Below are 15980 nucleotides of genomic sequence, written 5' to 3'. Positions count from 1 at the left end.
ATCTTCGGATGAGGAGATGTTTAATAATTACCGAAGATCCCTCCTGCGACTACGCGTCCCGGTCGGAATGACAAAAATTGAATCCGAATGACTAAACTATTGTCGATTGGTTGCTTAATTCTTCGCGTCCTTGCGGTTTATTTAAAAGCACCTCGTGCAATTGCGTATTTTGGCCCAACTCCGTAAATTGGTAGCAATAACCGAAACTGCCTAATCCGCTTGTCGTGTCGACCCATCGTTTTTATTCCGTATACTTCCTGTTGGTTAGCCTATTGTTCAATTTTGCCGCCAATGCTCAAACGCGTTCGTCTGCTACAATCAACGACGAATTAACCCGATTCTTTGCTAGCATTCCCGATTTTAGTGGTGTTGTGCTGGTTGCCGACAAAGGGAAACCTGTATATAAGAAGGCCTTCGGCTACCGGAATTTTGAGGGCAAAACGCCAATGACAACGGGGTCTATTTTTGAGCTGGCGTCAGTCTCCAAGCAGTTTACGGCCATGACGATCCTGATGTTGAAGCAGGAAGGGAAGCTGGATTATGATGACCTGATCGAGAAATACATTCCGGGTTTACCCTATCCAGGCATTACCATTCGGCATCTGCTCAATCATACCTCAGGTTTGCCCGATTATCAGGATGTGATGGATAAGCATTGGGACAAACGTAAAGTGGCCAATAATGCCGACAACATTGCTTATCTGATCAAATACCATCCCTCGAAATCGTTTGAACCCGGTGCGAAATACGAATACAGCAATACGGGCTATATGCTTCTGGCCAGTATTGCCGAAAAAGCATCTGGGCAGGATTTTATCCAGTTTTGCCGGGCGCATATCTTCAAGCCGGTAGGGATGACGCACACGGACATTCGGACCCGGGAGGAAAAAATTAAACTATCTGATATGGCTTGGGGGCATATGTATGTACCCGAAAAGAAACGGTATGTCCGCGCCGATTCATTCCCTGAATTCAACTACGCCATCTGGCTCGGCAATCGCAAAGGACCGGGACGCATCAGTTCGACGGCAGAGGATTTACTCAAATGGGATCGGGCGTTGTATACCAATAAGTTGGTGAGTCAGCAAACACTGGCAGAAGCATTTAAACCCGCCCACTTGACGAATGGTACCCTGTCGCCATACGGATTTGGCTGGGAATTGGAGCAGAGTGATAAACTGGGGAAAATTGTGCAGCACAGTGGTGATAATCCCGGCTACAAAACGGAGATTATCCGCTATATCGACGCTGATAAAACCATCATTGTTCTCTGCAACAATGCCCACGAAAAAATGCCGGAGGTGCTCAAAACCATTCAGCGACTTGTAGAAAATTAATGGGCTGAATCTATTGTGGACGCTTAAATAAACCCACATAGCCCGCTTTCCCCAGTACATGCCCGTCGATAGCTTTTAAGACATTGTTACGGGTTTCTGTACTCTCCATGCTGGGTTTTACATTGAGTTTGGTGTCAAGGGCAAACAGTTCAAATACGTAATGGTGTAAAGGACCCGAAGCAGCCGCACCCGGCCCGCGATACATTGAGCTAAGCACATTGATCTGATAGCTGCCATCCGCCAACTGGGCACCACTGGGTACACCTTCGGGTAAGCTTGTCGCGGTCCCCGGAATGTTCCAGACGAGCCAGTGCAGGTTATCTTCGGAGTTTTTATTGCGGCTCACGTCCACATCGTGCATGTACAGTACAAAACTTTGCGTACCAGCTGGTATATTGCTCCAGATTAACTCGGGCGATGTACCTCCACCTGGTGCGGCACCGGGAGCGGCCTGCGAAAACTTTACGGGAATTATTCCGCCATCCGGAAATGCCGACGTTGTTAACCGCATCGCCGGAGCTGTGGTAGTGGTTGGTGCAGTAGATTGCTGAGCGAACGAAACGGATACTGCACTGCTAAAGATTGCCAGGATAAGGGCTAATCGATTCATGGTCGAACAGGATTGGTTAAAACAGACGTTTCAGTTGAGATTATTGATAGGTTAAATGCCGAGGTATCAATAAGGAATTAATACTAATTGCACGATGCTATTGTTCGGCTAATGTCTATAGATCAGTCAGGAATCGATCAATATCAATTTTCCCTTCTCTGTAACTAGTTACGGCTTTGGTATCGTAATGCTGGGTTGCCAGTTCCATTCGGGTGGTTCCACGCCCAGCAGGTGTTTTACAAAGAAATCACGTCGTTTGTGTTCGCCATAATCACCGCCCAGCGAATGACCCATGCCCGGAACCATCAGGAAGTCGAAATTCTTGTTGGCTTTGATTAAGGCATTGATAAACTGATAGGTTGAGGAGGGGTCTACGTTATCGTCCAGTTCACCCAGAATCAGTAAAAGCTTGCCCTTAAGATTTTTAGCGTGGGTCGTGTTGGAGGATTCGACATACTGTTCGCCTATTGGGTAACTCATCCATTGCTCATTCCACCAGAGTTTATCCATCCGGTTGTCGTGACAGCCTGACGACGAAACGGCCACTTTATAAAAGTCTGGATAGTGAAGTAATGCCGCTGCCGAACTTTGCCCACCAGCCGAATTGCCCCAGATACCCACCCGGCTCAGGTCCATGTACGGGTATTTCTGGGCGGCTGCTTTCATCCAGGCGATCCGGTCGGGGAAGCCGCTGTCTTTCAGGTTTTTCCAGCACACATCATGGAACGCTTTTGAGCGGTTGGCGGTACCCATGCCATCGCACTGAACAACGATAAAGCCCAACTCGGCCATTTCGTGCAACGACCCCCGCGAATCGGGTACGAAGCTTTTGGGGACAAATGAGTCGTGTGGTCCAGCGTAGATGTATTCGATAACCGGATAGGTTTTACGAGGATCGAAATTGGACGGGCGAACAATGATGCCCCAAATATCCGTTTTGCCATCACGACCTTTGGCCGTGAAAACTTCCGGTGCTTTCCAGCCCGTAGCCAGCAATGGTTGACTATCAGCCTGTTCCAATTCCATAACGACTTTACCCGTCGAGGTCTGGCGGAGGACGGTGGTCGGCGGTTCATCAACGCGGGAATAGCTATCGACAACATGTTGATAATCATCGGAGAATACCAGCCGGTGGTTTCCATTTTCGTGGGTTAAGGTTGTGAAGCCGGTACCATCGAAGTTGACCCGGTACAATTGAGTAAAGTATGGGTCCTGACCGGCTTCCCGGCCGCTGCCTTCAAGCAAAATGATTCGTTTGGCTTCGTCAACATATACCACCCGACGCACGACCCATTCGCCTTTGGTAATCTGGTTTTTCAATTTTCCATTACCATCGTATAAATAGAGGTGGTTCCAGCCATCGCGCTCCGACATCCAGATCATTTCCCGGCCATCTGCCAGATCGTAGCGGTAGTTTTTTCCGCTGTAGTGAATAAACGTCTTGCTGGTTTCATCGATCAGCGGTCGCACGGCTCCTTCAATGTTCATCTCGAAAACTGTATATCGCTGATGCCCGCGCTGGTTATATTCGAAGGTAAACGCACGGCTGTCTTTCCGCCAATGGGGCATCGTGATGGTATATTGATCAGGAACAACCGAAGCGGGTATCGGCATCTGTCGTTTCGAATCGATCAGAAACAGGGTCGGAAACCGCTGGGGTAGCGCATCGCCCGGTTTCAGATACTGACGCGACTGAAGTTTAGGCTGTAACTGGTCGGTTGGTGATGACTCGATCAGGTAGATCAGATGAAGGGTATTAGGGCGCACTTTATTGACCACCAGCTTTTTGGAGTCGGGCGACCAGGCCATGTAGGTGGAATAAAACTCACCTTCCGACCCATCATAACTTAACGCCACTTCTTCAGCTGGCCTACGCCTTGTTCGAATGTATACGTTGTGATTTTTTATAAATGCTTCGTACATCCCGTCAGGCGATGGAATAGGTTTGCCCTCTTGTTCATTGACCTGATTACCCCAGTATCGATTGGCTGGTGGACTAATCACCCCGTTAAGTCGACATTGGTACGTATCGAACGGACAGGTAAACAGTGAGTCTTTTATCTTAAAAGAAACCTCAGTAGGTTGAAGTGTAATGTCGGAGAAGGGTAATTGATACGGTAGAACTGGACGCCCAGTCAATTGACTTAGTGAGGATGCCAGTCGTTTCTGATCGAAAGCGGGTTCCTTTACGACTCTGTCAGCATCCACTTTACTAAATTCTTTGCCATTGGCTGTTGTTTTAAGGTACCAGAACGAATGTATGTTGGGTAACCACTGTATTTTGTCGGGGGCATTATACACCTTGTTCTGAAAAGCACCGTTCAGCATTTCAGCACGCTGGTAGTCGGCTAGTGTACCCTGCGTTCGACCTGTAAAGGGCAGAAGTAAGGCAATGAGAGCAACAAATACGGTTCGGCAGGATGCACTGAATCGGGAAACGGGCATAGAGTTTGGCAGAGAACGTTCGATCCTTAAAGATACGCTATGGAAAACCAATGAACGAACACCCATATTGAGTTCATCCATGGCCAACACAGCTTATATGAACTCCCCCGATGCTGCTGGATAAAAAATTGGAAAACGAATGAGCTAAAGTAGTGGACACTATCTAGTTATCAATTTACTTTCAGTAAGCCCGCAGTGTAGACAACAACCCCATTGACCATAGTCAAGACGCTTTCAGTCTGGAGTAGCTTAGGGGCCGGTACTTTGAAAATATTTTGCGATAGCACTGCCAGGTCAGCAACTTTGCCGACTGTTAGTGTCCCCTTGGTATTTTCGGCGAACTCGGCATAGGCAGCCGTGCGGGTGTAGGCGATGACTGCCTGCTCGCGGCTGAGCGCTTCGCTGGGTCGACGCGGGTGGGTCGTCGCAAACATAATATTCAGGTATGGATTAAATGGCCCATCAGAGCCAATAGCTACCGGAATGTGATCGTTCAGCAAGGTTTTCATCGCCATGCCATGTGTGGCTGGTGGCCCCATCGGGAACCCTTCCATCGGCGCAAAATGCGTAGGATTCTGCACAATGATAATGCCCATCTGCTGCGCCTTCCTGATGTATTCCGGTGAGTAGTCAATCTCGTCGCCATGCTCAAAACGCGGACGCAATGCCTTCCAGTCGACCGATATAGCGGCCATCAGATCGAGTAATTTACCTATCGATTTGCTGCCGCCAATATGGAAATGCAACTGGTCTTTACGGGCGATGGCTTCGCGGCACATCCGTTCAATTTCGGGTACCGTGTAATTCATTCGGCCATACCAGCCGGGTCGATTCGGGTAGGCATCAACCTGTTCGGCACCGCCTTCCAGGGGTGTACCTTCGAGCAGCCATTTCGTGCCACTTACCGTCAGTAAAGGTAAATCAGGCGTTGTTTTAGGCTGGTCTTTTGCCGGAATACTGAGGCTACCATCCATATTCATATCACCCCAGCGGATCAGGCGAAGGCGAAATGGTAACCCGGCTTTTTTCCAGAGTTGGGCGTAGTCCGCGGCCGATGCACCCGTACACATGTTCTGATAGCTGGTAATACCGGCTTTGAGCAATGCCTGCGTCATACCCCTGAACTCGCCAATGATGGCCTTCTCGTCGCGCAATGAGGCCATTTTTGCGTAACTGGTATGCGGCCAGTAGGCGTTCTTTTCGTAGCCTTTGCCCGTCAGTGTTTTACCATCGGACATCCGTTCGTAAAAACCACCTTTGGGGTCGGGCTGATCGTCGGCAATGCCCATTTCACGGAGTCCCAGTGTATTATATAACCCAACATGCCCCCACCACGAAAGCAGCCGAATCGGATGTCTGGGCGCAATTTTATCCAGCACAAACCGGGTAGCCTCCGGCGAATTGGCAATTGTTATCCCAATTGTCCCTTCAATCCATTGCCCTTCGGGAGTTCGCCGAACGGCCTTTTTCAGCGAATCCTGTACGGCTTCCCAGGAAGGGTTCATCCCTGCCAACGAGATTTTTGTCGCTTTCAGGCCACCGGGTAAATGATTGTGGGCATCGTTAAATCCCGGCACAACCAGCATTCCGCCTAAATCGAGCCGTTTTGTTTGTTGGGTCGCTAGCTTTTCAATGTCGGCGGTGCGGCCAATAGCCGTGATGCGACCTCCCTTGATTGCCAATGCTTCTACATACAACTGACTGGTATCCGACGTAAAAATCTGTCCGTTCGTCAGAATCAGGTCAGGTTGTTGTGCAACGGCCAATAAACTGATTGTTTGACTAAGTAACGCGGCCAATAGGATTCGCATGGAAAATGTGTTTTGGTTTACCAGCCAAAACTACCCCTATCCGTTGGCGTGCCAGATGTAAAAAAACGACATTAATACAGAGATTGGCCCAGGTCGGGCATAGCCTTATTCTGGCCCAAAGTCTATTATAGCCCTCAATAGTCTGGAGTCATAAAAGGAGTTTCAATGGATTTTGGCTATATTTGAGCGTATCGAAAACGAACGGAAATGATCGCTACGAAATCTGGAATACGGGCAAAAAGACCCAAAGCCAAGATCCCCGAATACCTCATTTACGAAATCATGGACGGAAAGCCTATTCACTATAAAGGCTACCGGGAGGTATTGGCAGGCACAAAGAAGTTTTCAGAAATTATGGGGTCTAGTACGTTACAGGCGTTGATCGTGACACACCTAATTGTCTTATTCGGCAAGCAGATCGACGAGAATCAATATACAATTTTATCCAGTGAGGCTGGTATGCATCTGGATAAGCGGACCAATCTAGCAGGCGATATTCTTATTTTCGATAATGCTACCTTACCCATTGATGCTATCAATGAATTTTACGCACAGGTACCTCCCAAAGTTGTAATTGAAGTTGATATTTCGGCCGATTCGGTTGATGTAGATACCGATGGCTATATCTTCCAGAAAACCCAGAAGCTATTGAATTTTGGCGTTGAGAAAGTGATCTGGATTACTACAGTGGCTAAGAAAGTTACCGTGGCTACTCCACAGGGCGACTGGCAGGTGAAGGATTGGCATAAAGATATTGACGTGCTGGATGGAATTCAGTTCAACATCGGTCAGTATCTGGCTAAAAAAGGGTCTTCGTTCGCCTAACGACGATCTCCTGTCAATAGGCAACGGCGTAACTGTATCGTGTCGGCCTTTTTACCGCTCAGAAAAGAGCCTGGTCCAGTTCGGGCGAAGCCGTATTCTGTGTCATCAGCATGGTTGGTGACACTTCGGCAAACTGCCGGAAATCGCGCATCAGGTGCGAGTAATCGAAATAGCCACAGGCAAAAGCCACGTCGAGCCAGTCGAGGTTTGGCTGTTGTAGTTTCAATTTGAAAGCCCGATCAAAACGGGCGATCCGGGCGTAAAACTTAGGGCTCATGCCGAGTCGTTCCTGAAATTTACGCTCCAGTTGACGACTGCTCAGGCAAGCCTGATCGGCCAGCCAATCGAGCGAAAGCGGACGATTTGTTTCTTTTATGGCCAGAATTACTTTGTCGATGGGTTGTAGCGGCAATGTATGTCGGGCTAATGCGTCCATCTTTTTCAGCAGGTACGCTTCAATATGGTCGATCATACGCCGATAATCGATTTCCTCCCGCAGCCGATTGTTTAATTCGTTCATTCGGGCATCCGTCAAGCTTTCGGCATCGATTTCCTTCCCCTGAAATTCACCAGCTGGCATCCCACCAAGGAACTGCCCCAAAAAACCAGGCCGAAAGCAAACCTGAATTATGAGGTGATCATTGCCAGACTGGATATTGATCCGCGACGTTTGCTGCCCAACAAAAATACTCGACGAGTTGGTTCGGGTTTCGCCGTTTCGGTTGACAACGGTTTTGGCCACACTACGCGGATAAAAGAAGAGCGATTGATCGGCGTCGGGCGGAATGGGCTTAATCCGTTGTTCGGCAGGCACTTTATCTAAACGGATGTGTAAAAGCAGGTAATGCCGGACATACGGCCGCAGGGCGGGGTGGGGTTGTATATGCGGGAAAAAGCTCACACTTAAAAGTAAGAGCTTTCAGCCTGAACGACAAATGGCTTTTAGGCAATGGTTATGTCTCGGCAATACCAAACGTTCGCTCGGGCGATTTGGCTTCGGCTTCGTAAAACCCATTGGGCGTCAACTGCGTAAACTCCTTGAAATCCCGAACCAGATGCTGGTAGTCGTAATACCCTAATTCGACCGCTACGCTGAGCCAGTCCAGTTGGGGCCGGGCGTTTTTTAACTTCATTGCGTTTTCGAAGCGGGCGATGCGGCTATAAAGTTTTGGGCTTGCGCCACTACACTCGACAAACTGCCGGTAGAACTGCCGCTGTGATAAACAGGCCTGATCGGCCAACCAGTCCAGCGAAACACCTGCCGGACAGTTTAGCAGATACTGTGAGACCTTATCAATGGGTCGTGCGTATTTATGCCGGGCTTTATGGATAAGGTGTAGCAGAAAATCTTCCACTATCGGAATCATTTCCGTGTAGTGTCTGGTATAACTCAGCCGTTCGTTTACTCGTTGGATTTCCGTCGAGAAAATGGCTTCAGCATCCACAAAGGTGTTGGTTAGTTCGGATACAGGAAAGCCCGTCAGACGAAACAAAGCGCCCGGTTGAAACTGTATCTGAAACACCATAAAATCGCGCCCGACATGCCGATTGGTAGCCAGCGTATGTTGCCCATACAACCGCGAGCGTGGACTTTCGCGGGGTTTGCCATCAAAGTTATATTCAATTTTCTCCGGGTCTTTGGGAAATAGCGACAGGCAATTTTCGGCGCGGGGCCAATAGGCTTTCACTGGCAAGGCAGGCAACGATGCCGGAAATTCACAGCCAATAATCTGAAACAGCCTCACGTATTCGCGTAAGGCCGGGCTGGGAAGTCGGTAGTCGTAGATGCCGTTCATAGGGAGGGGGCAAGGTGCCTGGAGCAATCAACCACGCTCCATGCACCCTGCTCCAGGCTATTTATTTCAACATTAAGGGTGGCCCAACGACGGTCATGCCATGTTCTTTGTGCAGTTTCTGGCTTAACTCTTCGGTCGGCGGGCCTTTCAATTCATTCATTTTCAGGAAAAAATCTTCCAGTTTACCGGCTGGTTGTACCATATACACCTGCTTGCCATGCTCGGATAGCTGAATCCAGGAGTGCGGAATACCCCGTGGGGCAAACACCGTATCACCTGCCTGTACAGTAAACTGTTCGTTGCCTACCTGAAACAGATACTCGCCCTCGATAATCGAAAACATCTCGTCCTGGTCGTGATGGATATGCAATGATGGGCCTACCTTCTGATTGCCAATGTACTCAAAAACAGCCAATTGGCCACCCGTGTCTTTGCCGGATATTTTAACATCGTTGCCATTGATACCCCGATACGGTGTATGGACACCAAAACGAGCATCGCCCGATTTGACAAGAAATGGCTTTGGGTTACTGGCTGAGCTAGTCGGTTCGGCCTGGGTTAGCAGTACAGGAGCCGCCAGGGATGATGTGAGGAATGTTCTGCGTTGCATAACTGTCTTTTTGGTAAGTGGTTATGCAAAATTTGGACACGAGTCAGTCAATCTGGTGGTAAGAATCGGACATCTTTTCGACCAAACATATATCTACCGGGCTAAGGACGTCAAGGCGAAGATTTATAAAGAAGGAAGTGGCTTTGATTGAGCCAGCTCGTTGCTACGCTGCCAGGACGCCAATCCCAGCGCCATCCAAGGGAAAGCCCATAGCCCGATCATGGCAGCAGGTCGTGCTCCGGTAATAATCAGAAGTGGGAACATGAATAGAAACGGAAAGCAACCGACAATAAGTGGTACATACCGTTTCCAATCCGTCCAAATCTTCGCTTTTAGCGTGGCAACCCCAACCAGTATCATACTCACTCCGTTCATAAAGGCACCAAGCGGGGCAAAAGGAAGAGGCATCCAGGGACCTAAGAAATAGAGGAAGGCACTGATCATGGCTAAAACCAACCATTTTCGTCGTGGACCAAATCCCGTAGGTTCACCGGCCTTCCAAAGCGAATACGCCCCTATAAACATACTGGCAATAGAAATCGGACCTACCCAAAAGGTCGGTTCAGATGAGAAAAGTATCTTGTTTACAAAAAGGAATGGCAATACAAACGTTCCGGTCATAGGTTCGTCTTTTGCGCCTAAGAACCAGAACGGGTAGCCAAAAATCAGGTAGCCAATTCCAGTCAGTACATAACAGACGCCCGCCGTTTTGAGGTGATTAATCGAATTTGTCATGGTTGTGTGTTTTTGGCAAAGCTGAGAAAACTCGTCAAGCAGAGCATAGTAAAAAAACGACAACCTCAGACCCGGAAACCAGCTTATTCGTAAGTGGTAAAGAACTGTTGAAGCACTTGGTCGTCGGCAAACAATTGGCTGGGCGTAGTGCCCGCAAACTGCTGGAAATCTTTAACCAGATGATTGGGGTCGTAGTAATTGCAGGTATAGGCAATGTCGGCCCAGGAGCGGCCAGGGTTTGTTTCCCTGAGTTTGTAGGCATGACCAAATCGGGCAATGCGCGCAAACAGCTTAGGGCTAACACCAACCCGCTCGCGGAAGTTACGCTCAAACTGGCGTGTACTCAGGCAGGCGTCATGGGCCAGGAGGTCGAGTTGGTGATACGCTGATGGGTTGAGCAACTGCCGTGCAACGATGTCGATTGGTAAAACATCCCTACGACAATCGGCTGCTTTTTTGAGCATGAAGGCTTCTACCAACTGAATCATACCTGCGTAACTGAGTGCTTCGGGTAGTCGCTCGTTTACTTCCCGCAAGGTTTTACCTGCAATGGTTTCCAGATCGGCAACGCCATCGACCAGTAAATGCATTGGTATCCCCAGCAATCGGAACAACGCGCCTGGCTGAAAGCTGACTTTCAGCATCAGATAATTTGCCCTCAGAGTAATGTTGTAGCGCGTAAGTTGTTGCCCCACAATATTGCTCGATGCGGCCGATAAGGCCGTTTCGCTGCCAATTGGAACACTATGGGGTAAATCGAACGGGTAAAAGTACAGGCATTGCTCGGTAGTGGGCGGATAGGGTTTGGGCGATGGGGATTGACGGAGTGTACGCGGGTCAAACTGGATGTGAATAATCCAATAATGTCGGATGAAGTCGTGCAGGGCGGGATGAGCAGAATATTCTTTAAAGAAAAACATGACAGGAACTACGTTTTCTTAAAGCTACTCACTTATAAGTTTGTTTTGAATGCTATATATTGGTTATCTTGTTAAAAATCAGGCTTTTTAGTTAACGGTTAATGCGGCTAATACATGATATCATACTTGCCACTGGTTCTGTGTATAAGCGTCGTTCCAGAAGTACCATTCCAGTTGACTCGATGTGCGGAAAGCATTCTGCATTAGTTGTTTTTCAGAAGGGCCTGCCATTTCGGCCAAACGATCGGTTATCGCCAGCATTTGATTGACGGATACATCGAATGCTTCTCCCGCATAGGTGTCTATCCAGTCTTGGTATGGATTTTCCTGAATGGCTCGCTGATAAATGTATTTTCCAACCTGCCTGTAAATCCAGAAGCAGGGCAACACGGCTGCTGCACCAACGGCAACCGATTGAAATGATGTAGTGGCCAGCAGATAATTCGTATAGGCAAAACAGGCAGGCATTTTGACCGATGCGGGTTCAATGGTATAGAGTGAAAAATACGTTTCGTGCAGTGCTCGCTCGACCAGTATAGCATTTTGGGCAAATTGAGTAAACTGCAACACATCGTCCGTGCTCATCGAGCGAGCCGCCAACTGATTGAGCGCACGACTGAAATCGGCCAGATACAGCGCATCCTGCTGAATGTAGTACTGGAACATAGCCGTCGGCAGACTTCCTGCCATTAATTCATCGACGAAACCGTGCTGTAGAATGGATTCGTAAATAGGAGTAATGTCCTGCCAGAGTTGTTCGGTAAATTTCATAGAGATGTATTGCTGATAGAACGCAGATTATTATGATCGGTTATGATTTACACAGATCTTAATTAATCATAATCATCATAGAAATCTGCGTTCTATTGTTATTGCCAAACGTTAAAAAAATGATGAACCGGGCCGTGTTCATGCCCCAACTGATAATCGGCACCGGCTTGTAATGCCCCTGTCAGGTAGGTTTTAGCCATTGCAACCGCATCGACAACCGATAGCCCTTTTGCTAGGCCAGCCGCAATTGCCGACGATAGCGTACAGCCCGTTCCGTGCGAATTTTTGGTGTTGATACGTGCCGTCGGAAACCAATGCTGCTCATTGGCTGATACGTAGAGTAAGTCTGTACTGTCGTCGTCAGCCAAATGCCCGCCTTTTACCAGAATCGCTCCCGGACAGAGGGTTGCCAGATCGACAGCCGCAGGCAACATGTCGGTTTTCACCTCTACGGATCGACCCAGTAATACGCTGGCTTCGGGTAAGTTGGGGGTAATAACCGACGCCATTGGTAACAGATACGTTCTTAACGCGTCGACAGCTTCGTCCTGCAAGAGCTTATCGCCACTTTTGGCGACCATAACTGGGTCTAGTACAATGGTCGACACATCGAACGCACGTAACGTAATAGCGACCTGCTCAATGATCTCGGGCGAGTGAAGCATCCCAATCTTTACCGCATCGACACCAATATCACTCAAAACAGCTTTCAATTGCTCAACGATAAAGGCGGGTGGTACCGAAAAAATGCCCGTAACGGCTTGGGTATTCTGGGCCGTCAGGGCGGTCAGCACCGACATGCCATAGCATCCCAATGCCGAAAACGTTTTCAGATCGGCCTGAATACCAGCCCCTCCGCCACTATCGGAGCCCGCAATGGTTAATGTGCGAATGTATGTTTTCATAGATGTAAAGAGCGAAAGAGTGAATGAGTGAATGAGCGAAGAAGTTTGCCTCAGCAATACACTCTTTCACTCATTCGCTCTTTCACTCTTTAATAATTCCTGGCTGGCTTCATACGGCGACGGGTGTCCACAAATGGCTGATACGACGGCGGCACCCGTTACGCCGGTTTGCATCACCTGTTGAATGTTTTGGGCGTTTATACCGCCAATCGCAAACGTTGGCAGGCTGGTTTGACGGCAAATCTGTTGAAGGCCCTCCAGCCCAAGTAAACTCGATGTGTCTTGTTTGGTGCCCGTTGGGAAAATCGTGGCTATACCCAGGTAATCCAGATCAGCACCAGCAATAGCTCGTAATTCAGGCAGGTTGTTGATCGACAGACCAATAATTTTATCTGGTCCAATCAGCGAGCGGACCATCGGATAGGGCATATCGTCCTGCCCAACGTGAACGCCATCCGCATCGAGCGCTAGTGCCACATCAATCCGGTCGTTGATGATCAGGTTGGCTCCGTAAGCCTGCGTGATCTGCTTTATTTCGGCACCAAGTTCCAGAAAAGCCCGTGTAGACAATTCTTTTTCGCGGAGCTGCACCCAGCGAACACCCGCCCGACAGGCTTCTTCGACTACAAACGGAAGCGTATGGCCTGCCTTTCGGGCCACATCACTATCCGTTACCAGATATAAACGATTCACGACTGTGTCAGCTTGAGGGTGTCAGTAATTTGGGCTTTGGTCAGTTGATAGAGCGTATCCAGGAAGTTGACCTGTAAGCTACCGGGAGCCGGGTTCTTCGCAACGGCCAGTTCACCGGCGATTCCCATTACAGCCATCGCGTATGTAGCGGCCTGAAAATAGTTGGTGTTCACAGCCGCAAACGCGCCCGTTAAGGCCGTGGCCGTACAGCCCATCCCCGTTACCTTTGTCATCAGTGCATGTCCGTTGGCTACCTGAGCGGTTTGTTCGCCATGAATGATGTAATCGGTTTCGCCACTGATTACCACCACCGATCCCCATACCGAACTCAACCGTCGGGCGGCATCCACGGCGGCCTCTGAGCCGTACAGACTATCGACCCCTTTGGTTTGGGCGTTCAGACCGGCTAATGCCATGATTTCGGAGGCATTGCCCCGAATAATGTCGGGAGCAGCCAGCGTCAGCAATTCCTCGCTGACCTTATTACGAAACGTAGTGGCCCCAACACCAACCGGGTCAAATACAATGGGTTTGCCCAAGGCTTTTGCCTGGCGCATGGCGAGTTTCATACCTGCCACAAAGGTGGCGTCGAGTGTGCCGATATTAACTATCAGAGCGCTGGAAATGGAAACAAACTCTTCAACCTCTTCGGGGGCATGAACCATGGCGGGCGAAGCGCCGAGAGCCAGCAGGGCGTTGGCGGTGTTGTTCATCACCACGAAGTTGGTAATATTGTGGATAAGGGGAGCCTGCGCACGAATGCGTTCGACATCAGTCCAGATCAATGTTGAGGGTTGAGTCATGTTGCTGTTTAATGAATAAATACACAGCAACTTTAGAGGGGAGCAAACGAAGTCTCGTTAACTTTTCCCTACGGCAGTACGAACTGCATCAGGTAGTGAGGGTATTCTCTCAGTCTGAGCCGATCCGGTCAGACACCCCTAAAGTTGTGCAGGCAAAGGTAGCGTATTAAAACGTACAAACGGATAAAAAACGCTACCCTTTATCAGGTTTGGAAAGTTTACAATAGCTTTACAATCCCTATACCTATTCCCTGCAATCGATGAAATCGACCACGATTCATTACCTGTTTTTTCTCTTGACCTCACTGGCTATTGTCGGGCAAACTACGGCCCAACCATCCGGCGATACCTTTATCAATGGCGATCTATTGCCTAATGCGCCTGAGCTGGCGGCTCGCGGAAGCTACCCGGTTGGCGTACGAACCCTGAAACTGGTTCATAAGGACCAGCTTGATGTGCTGCATACAAAAGAGGGAAAGCACCCTTTATATGATCGCCCGCTAACGCTCGAAATCTGGTATCCGGCCCGAACTGCCGACAATAAATCGGGCATCGTACAGTATGAATCGGTGCTTGGGCGATCAAATGATCCTAAACGGCCAATCGTTCCTTTTACGTTTCCGGGCCGTGCCAACCGTGATGCCGAACCTGACCGAAGTGGCGGAGCGTACCCGTTAGTTATCGTATCGCATGGCTATCCCGGATCGCGGTTGTTGCTTACCTATCTGACCGAAAATCTGGCTTCGAAAGGGTACGTTGTCGTCGCCATCGACCATACCGAATCGACCTACAGCGATTTAGCGGCTTTTCCGAGTACACTCCTGAATCGGCCCCTCGACGACCTGTTTGTCCTGAATGAGATGGCTCGGCTGAGTGCCAAAACCAGCAATACGTTTCTGGCGGGGTTACTCAACGCCGACAATACGGCCCTGATTGGTTACTCGATGGGGGGCTACGGGGTCCTCAACACGGTAGGGGCTGGCTTCAGTGTCGAAGCGCTAAAATTGTTTGGTCAGACTACAAACGGAAGCACTGCGCTGGAGCCTCGTACGATGAACTCGCCCGCTTACAAGCCCACACTCGATCCGCGGATTAAGGCCGTAGTCGCGTTTGCGCCCTGGGGCATGGAGCGGGGTGTCTGGGATGCTGCCGGATTGGCCGGGTTAACGTTGCCAACGCTATTTGTGTCGGGAAGTAAAGATGACATATCTGGTTACGAAAAGGGGGTTAAAGCTATTTATGATGGCGCCGTTAATGCCGACCGGTACCTGCTCACTTACGTAAATGCACGGCACAATGTAGCGCCTAATCCACCCCCAATGGCAACCTTACAGCCTGGCGTATCGGCCGACGAGTATGGTCACTACGCCGAGCCTGTCTGGAACGAGCGCCGAATCAACAACATCAACCAGCACTTTGTAACGGCATTTCTGGGCATTCATCTGAAGAAAATGGAGTATGCGAAGTTCCTGAACATTCCCGAAACAGACGCCGTTGGGCCGTGGACTGGCTTCAAACCCCGCACCTCCCTTGGCCTGGAAATGCGACACGCGAAACCGTAGATATTACCTCACCCCCGGCCCCTCTCCTAAAACCTAATCTTGTAGGGGTTTTAATTGGGATTAAGTCCATAGCCTATTTTGATGTAATAAAAACGCTCCAATGCCTGGCATAACACCTTCACTCCAGGCATTGGTTGCTTTGGGCAGCCAGCAAACC

15 protein-coding genes and 1 riboswitch are annotated in these 15980 nt (G+C 49.4%); of the genes, 3 read left to right on the top strand and 12 right to left on the bottom strand.

Features of this window, described 5'->3' with window-relative positions:
• Window positions 1-224 precede the first annotated feature (224 nt).
• Entirely contained in the window at window positions 225-1337 is a 1113-nt protein-coding gene (locus tag ACYVFD_RS35475) for a serine hydrolase domain-containing protein (RefSeq protein WP_461095365.1), read from the top strand.
• 10 nt (window positions 1338-1347) lie between these two features.
• On the opposite strand, the gene ACYVFD_RS35470 is transcribed toward ACYVFD_RS35475, so the two are convergent.
• From ACYVFD_RS35470 to ACYVFD_RS35460, 3 genes are all read right to left on the bottom strand, one after another.
• Window positions 1348-1947 carry a YbhB/YbcL family Raf kinase inhibitor-like protein gene (locus tag ACYVFD_RS35470; RefSeq protein WP_461095364.1) on the bottom strand — a complete coding sequence of 200 codons (600 nt, stop codon included), beginning with the start codon at window positions 1945-1947 and terminating at the stop codon, window positions 1348-1350.
• Between the two features lie 168 nt (window positions 1948-2115).
• Window positions 2116-4392: a S9 family peptidase gene (locus tag ACYVFD_RS35465; protein WP_461095363.1), complete on the bottom strand. Its 2277-nt coding sequence runs from the start codon at window positions 4390-4392 to the stop codon at window positions 2116-2118.
• Between the two features lie 170 nt (window positions 4393-4562).
• Window positions 4563-6203 carry an amidohydrolase gene (locus ACYVFD_RS35460; protein WP_461095362.1) on the bottom strand — a complete coding sequence of 547 codons (1641 nt, stop codon included), beginning with the start codon at window positions 6201-6203 and terminating at the stop codon, window positions 4563-4565.
• Between the two features lie 207 nt (window positions 6204-6410).
• Between ACYVFD_RS35460 and ACYVFD_RS35455 the strand changes: the two genes are divergently transcribed.
• The gene (locus tag ACYVFD_RS35455) at window positions 6411-7028 is read left to right on the top strand and encodes a PDDEXK family nuclease (RefSeq protein WP_461095361.1); all 618 of its coding nucleotides are present in this window, start codon (window positions 6411-6413) and stop codon (window positions 7026-7028) included.
• A 58-nt stretch (window positions 7029-7086) separates the two neighbouring features.
• On the opposite strand, the gene ACYVFD_RS35450 is transcribed toward ACYVFD_RS35455, so the two are convergent.
• The 9 genes from ACYVFD_RS35450 to thiM all read right to left on the bottom strand — a co-directional run bounded on the left by ACYVFD_RS35450 (window position 7087) and on the right by thiM (window position 14261).
• Window positions 7087-7929 (bottom strand): helix-turn-helix domain-containing protein, encoded by an 843-nt coding sequence (locus ACYVFD_RS35450; RefSeq protein WP_461095360.1) that lies wholly within the window; start codon window positions 7927-7929, stop codon window positions 7087-7089.
• Between the two features lie 52 nt (window positions 7930-7981).
• Window positions 7982-8824, bottom strand: a complete 843-nt coding sequence (locus tag ACYVFD_RS35445; protein WP_461095359.1) for a helix-turn-helix domain-containing protein — start codon at window positions 8822-8824, stop codon at window positions 7982-7984.
• A gap of 61 nt (window positions 8825-8885) precedes the next feature.
• Window positions 8886-9434, bottom strand: a complete 549-nt coding sequence (locus ACYVFD_RS35440; protein WP_461095358.1) for a cupin domain-containing protein — start codon at window positions 9432-9434, stop codon at window positions 8886-8888.
• Between the two features lie 123 nt (window positions 9435-9557).
• The gene (locus ACYVFD_RS35435; RefSeq protein WP_461095357.1) at window positions 9558-10169 is read right to left on the bottom strand and encodes a hypothetical protein; all 612 of its coding nucleotides are present in this window, start codon (window positions 10167-10169) and stop codon (window positions 9558-9560) included.
• Window positions 10170-10252: 83 nt separating this feature from the next.
• Window positions 10253-11089, bottom strand: a complete 837-nt coding sequence (locus ACYVFD_RS35430; RefSeq protein WP_461095356.1) for a helix-turn-helix domain-containing protein — start codon at window positions 11087-11089, stop codon at window positions 10253-10255.
• Between the two features lie 120 nt (window positions 11090-11209).
• Window positions 11210-11860: a TenA family protein gene (locus ACYVFD_RS35425; protein WP_461095355.1), complete on the bottom strand. Its 651-nt coding sequence runs from the start codon at window positions 11858-11860 to the stop codon at window positions 11210-11212.
• Between the two features lie 98 nt (window positions 11861-11958).
• Window positions 11959-12765, bottom strand: a complete 807-nt coding sequence (thiD, locus tag ACYVFD_RS35420) for a bifunctional hydroxymethylpyrimidine kinase/phosphomethylpyrimidine kinase (RefSeq protein ID WP_461095354.1) — start codon at window positions 12763-12765, stop codon at window positions 11959-11961.
• A 66-nt stretch (window positions 12766-12831) separates the two neighbouring features.
• Window positions 12832-13458, bottom strand: a complete 627-nt coding sequence (thiE, locus tag ACYVFD_RS35415) for a thiamine phosphate synthase (RefSeq protein WP_461095353.1) — start codon at window positions 13456-13458, stop codon at window positions 12832-12834.
• Window positions 13455-14261: a hydroxyethylthiazole kinase gene (gene thiM / locus ACYVFD_RS35410; RefSeq protein WP_461095352.1), complete on the bottom strand. Its 807-nt coding sequence runs from the start codon at window positions 14259-14261 to the stop codon at window positions 13455-13457. The genes thiE and thiM overlap by 4 nt, the downstream gene beginning before the upstream one ends.
• Window positions 14262-14309: 48 nt before the next feature.
• Window positions 14310-14411, bottom strand: a riboswitch (TPP riboswitch).
• 110 nt (window positions 14412-14521) lie between these two features.
• On the opposite strand from thiM, the gene ACYVFD_RS35405 reads away from it, so the two are divergent.
• Window positions 14522-15823 carry an alpha/beta hydrolase family protein gene (locus tag ACYVFD_RS35405; protein WP_461095351.1) on the top strand — a complete coding sequence of 434 codons (1302 nt, stop codon included), beginning with the start codon at window positions 14522-14524 and terminating at the stop codon, window positions 15821-15823.
• Window positions 15824-15980: the final 157 nt, after the last annotated feature.

The organism is Spirosoma gilvum (genome assembly GCF_054776815.1).
This window is presented reverse-complemented; position numbering and strand designations above follow the sequence as displayed.

Excerpts from the sequence above, each read along its gene's own strand:
- ACYVFD_RS35470 (WP_461095364.1), bottom strand. The coding sequence starts at position 1,947 with ATGAATCGATTAGCCCTTATCCTGGCAATCTTTAGCAGTGCAGTATCC.
- ACYVFD_RS35465 (WP_461095363.1), bottom strand. The coding sequence starts at position 4,392 with ATGCCCGTTTCCCGATTCAGTGCATCCTGCCGAACCGTATTTGTTGCT.
- ACYVFD_RS35460 (WP_461095362.1), bottom strand. The coding sequence starts at position 6,203 with ATGCGAATCCTATTGGCCGCGTTACTTAGTCAAACAATCAGTTTATTG.
- ACYVFD_RS35455 (WP_461095361.1), top strand. The coding sequence starts at position 6,411 with ATGATCGCTACGAAATCTGGAATACGGGCAAAAAGACCCAAAGCCAAG.
- ACYVFD_RS35445 (WP_461095359.1), bottom strand. The coding sequence starts at position 8,824 with ATGAACGGCATCTACGACTACCGACTTCCCAGCCCGGCCTTACGCGAA.
- ACYVFD_RS35440 (WP_461095358.1), bottom strand. The coding sequence starts at position 9,434 with ATGCAACGCAGAACATTCCTCACATCATCCCTGGCGGCTCCTGTACTG.
- ACYVFD_RS35435 (WP_461095357.1), bottom strand. The coding sequence starts at position 10,169 with ATGACAAATTCGATTAATCACCTCAAAACGGCGGGCGTCTGTTATGTA.
- ACYVFD_RS35430 (WP_461095356.1), bottom strand. The coding sequence starts at position 11,089 with ATGTTTTTCTTTAAAGAATATTCTGCTCATCCCGCCCTGCACGACTTC.
- ACYVFD_RS35425 (WP_461095355.1), bottom strand. The coding sequence starts at position 11,860 with ATGAAATTTACCGAACAACTCTGGCAGGACATTACTCCTATTTACGAA.
- thiD (WP_461095354.1), bottom strand. The coding sequence starts at position 12,765 with ATGAAAACATACATTCGCACATTAACCATTGCGGGCTCCGATAGTGGC.
- thiM (WP_461095352.1), bottom strand. The coding sequence starts at position 14,261 with ATGACTCAACCCTCAACATTGATCTGGACTGATGTCGAACGCATTCGT.
- ACYVFD_RS35405 (WP_461095351.1), top strand. The coding sequence starts at position 14,522 with ATGAAATCGACCACGATTCATTACCTGTTTTTTCTCTTGACCTCACTG.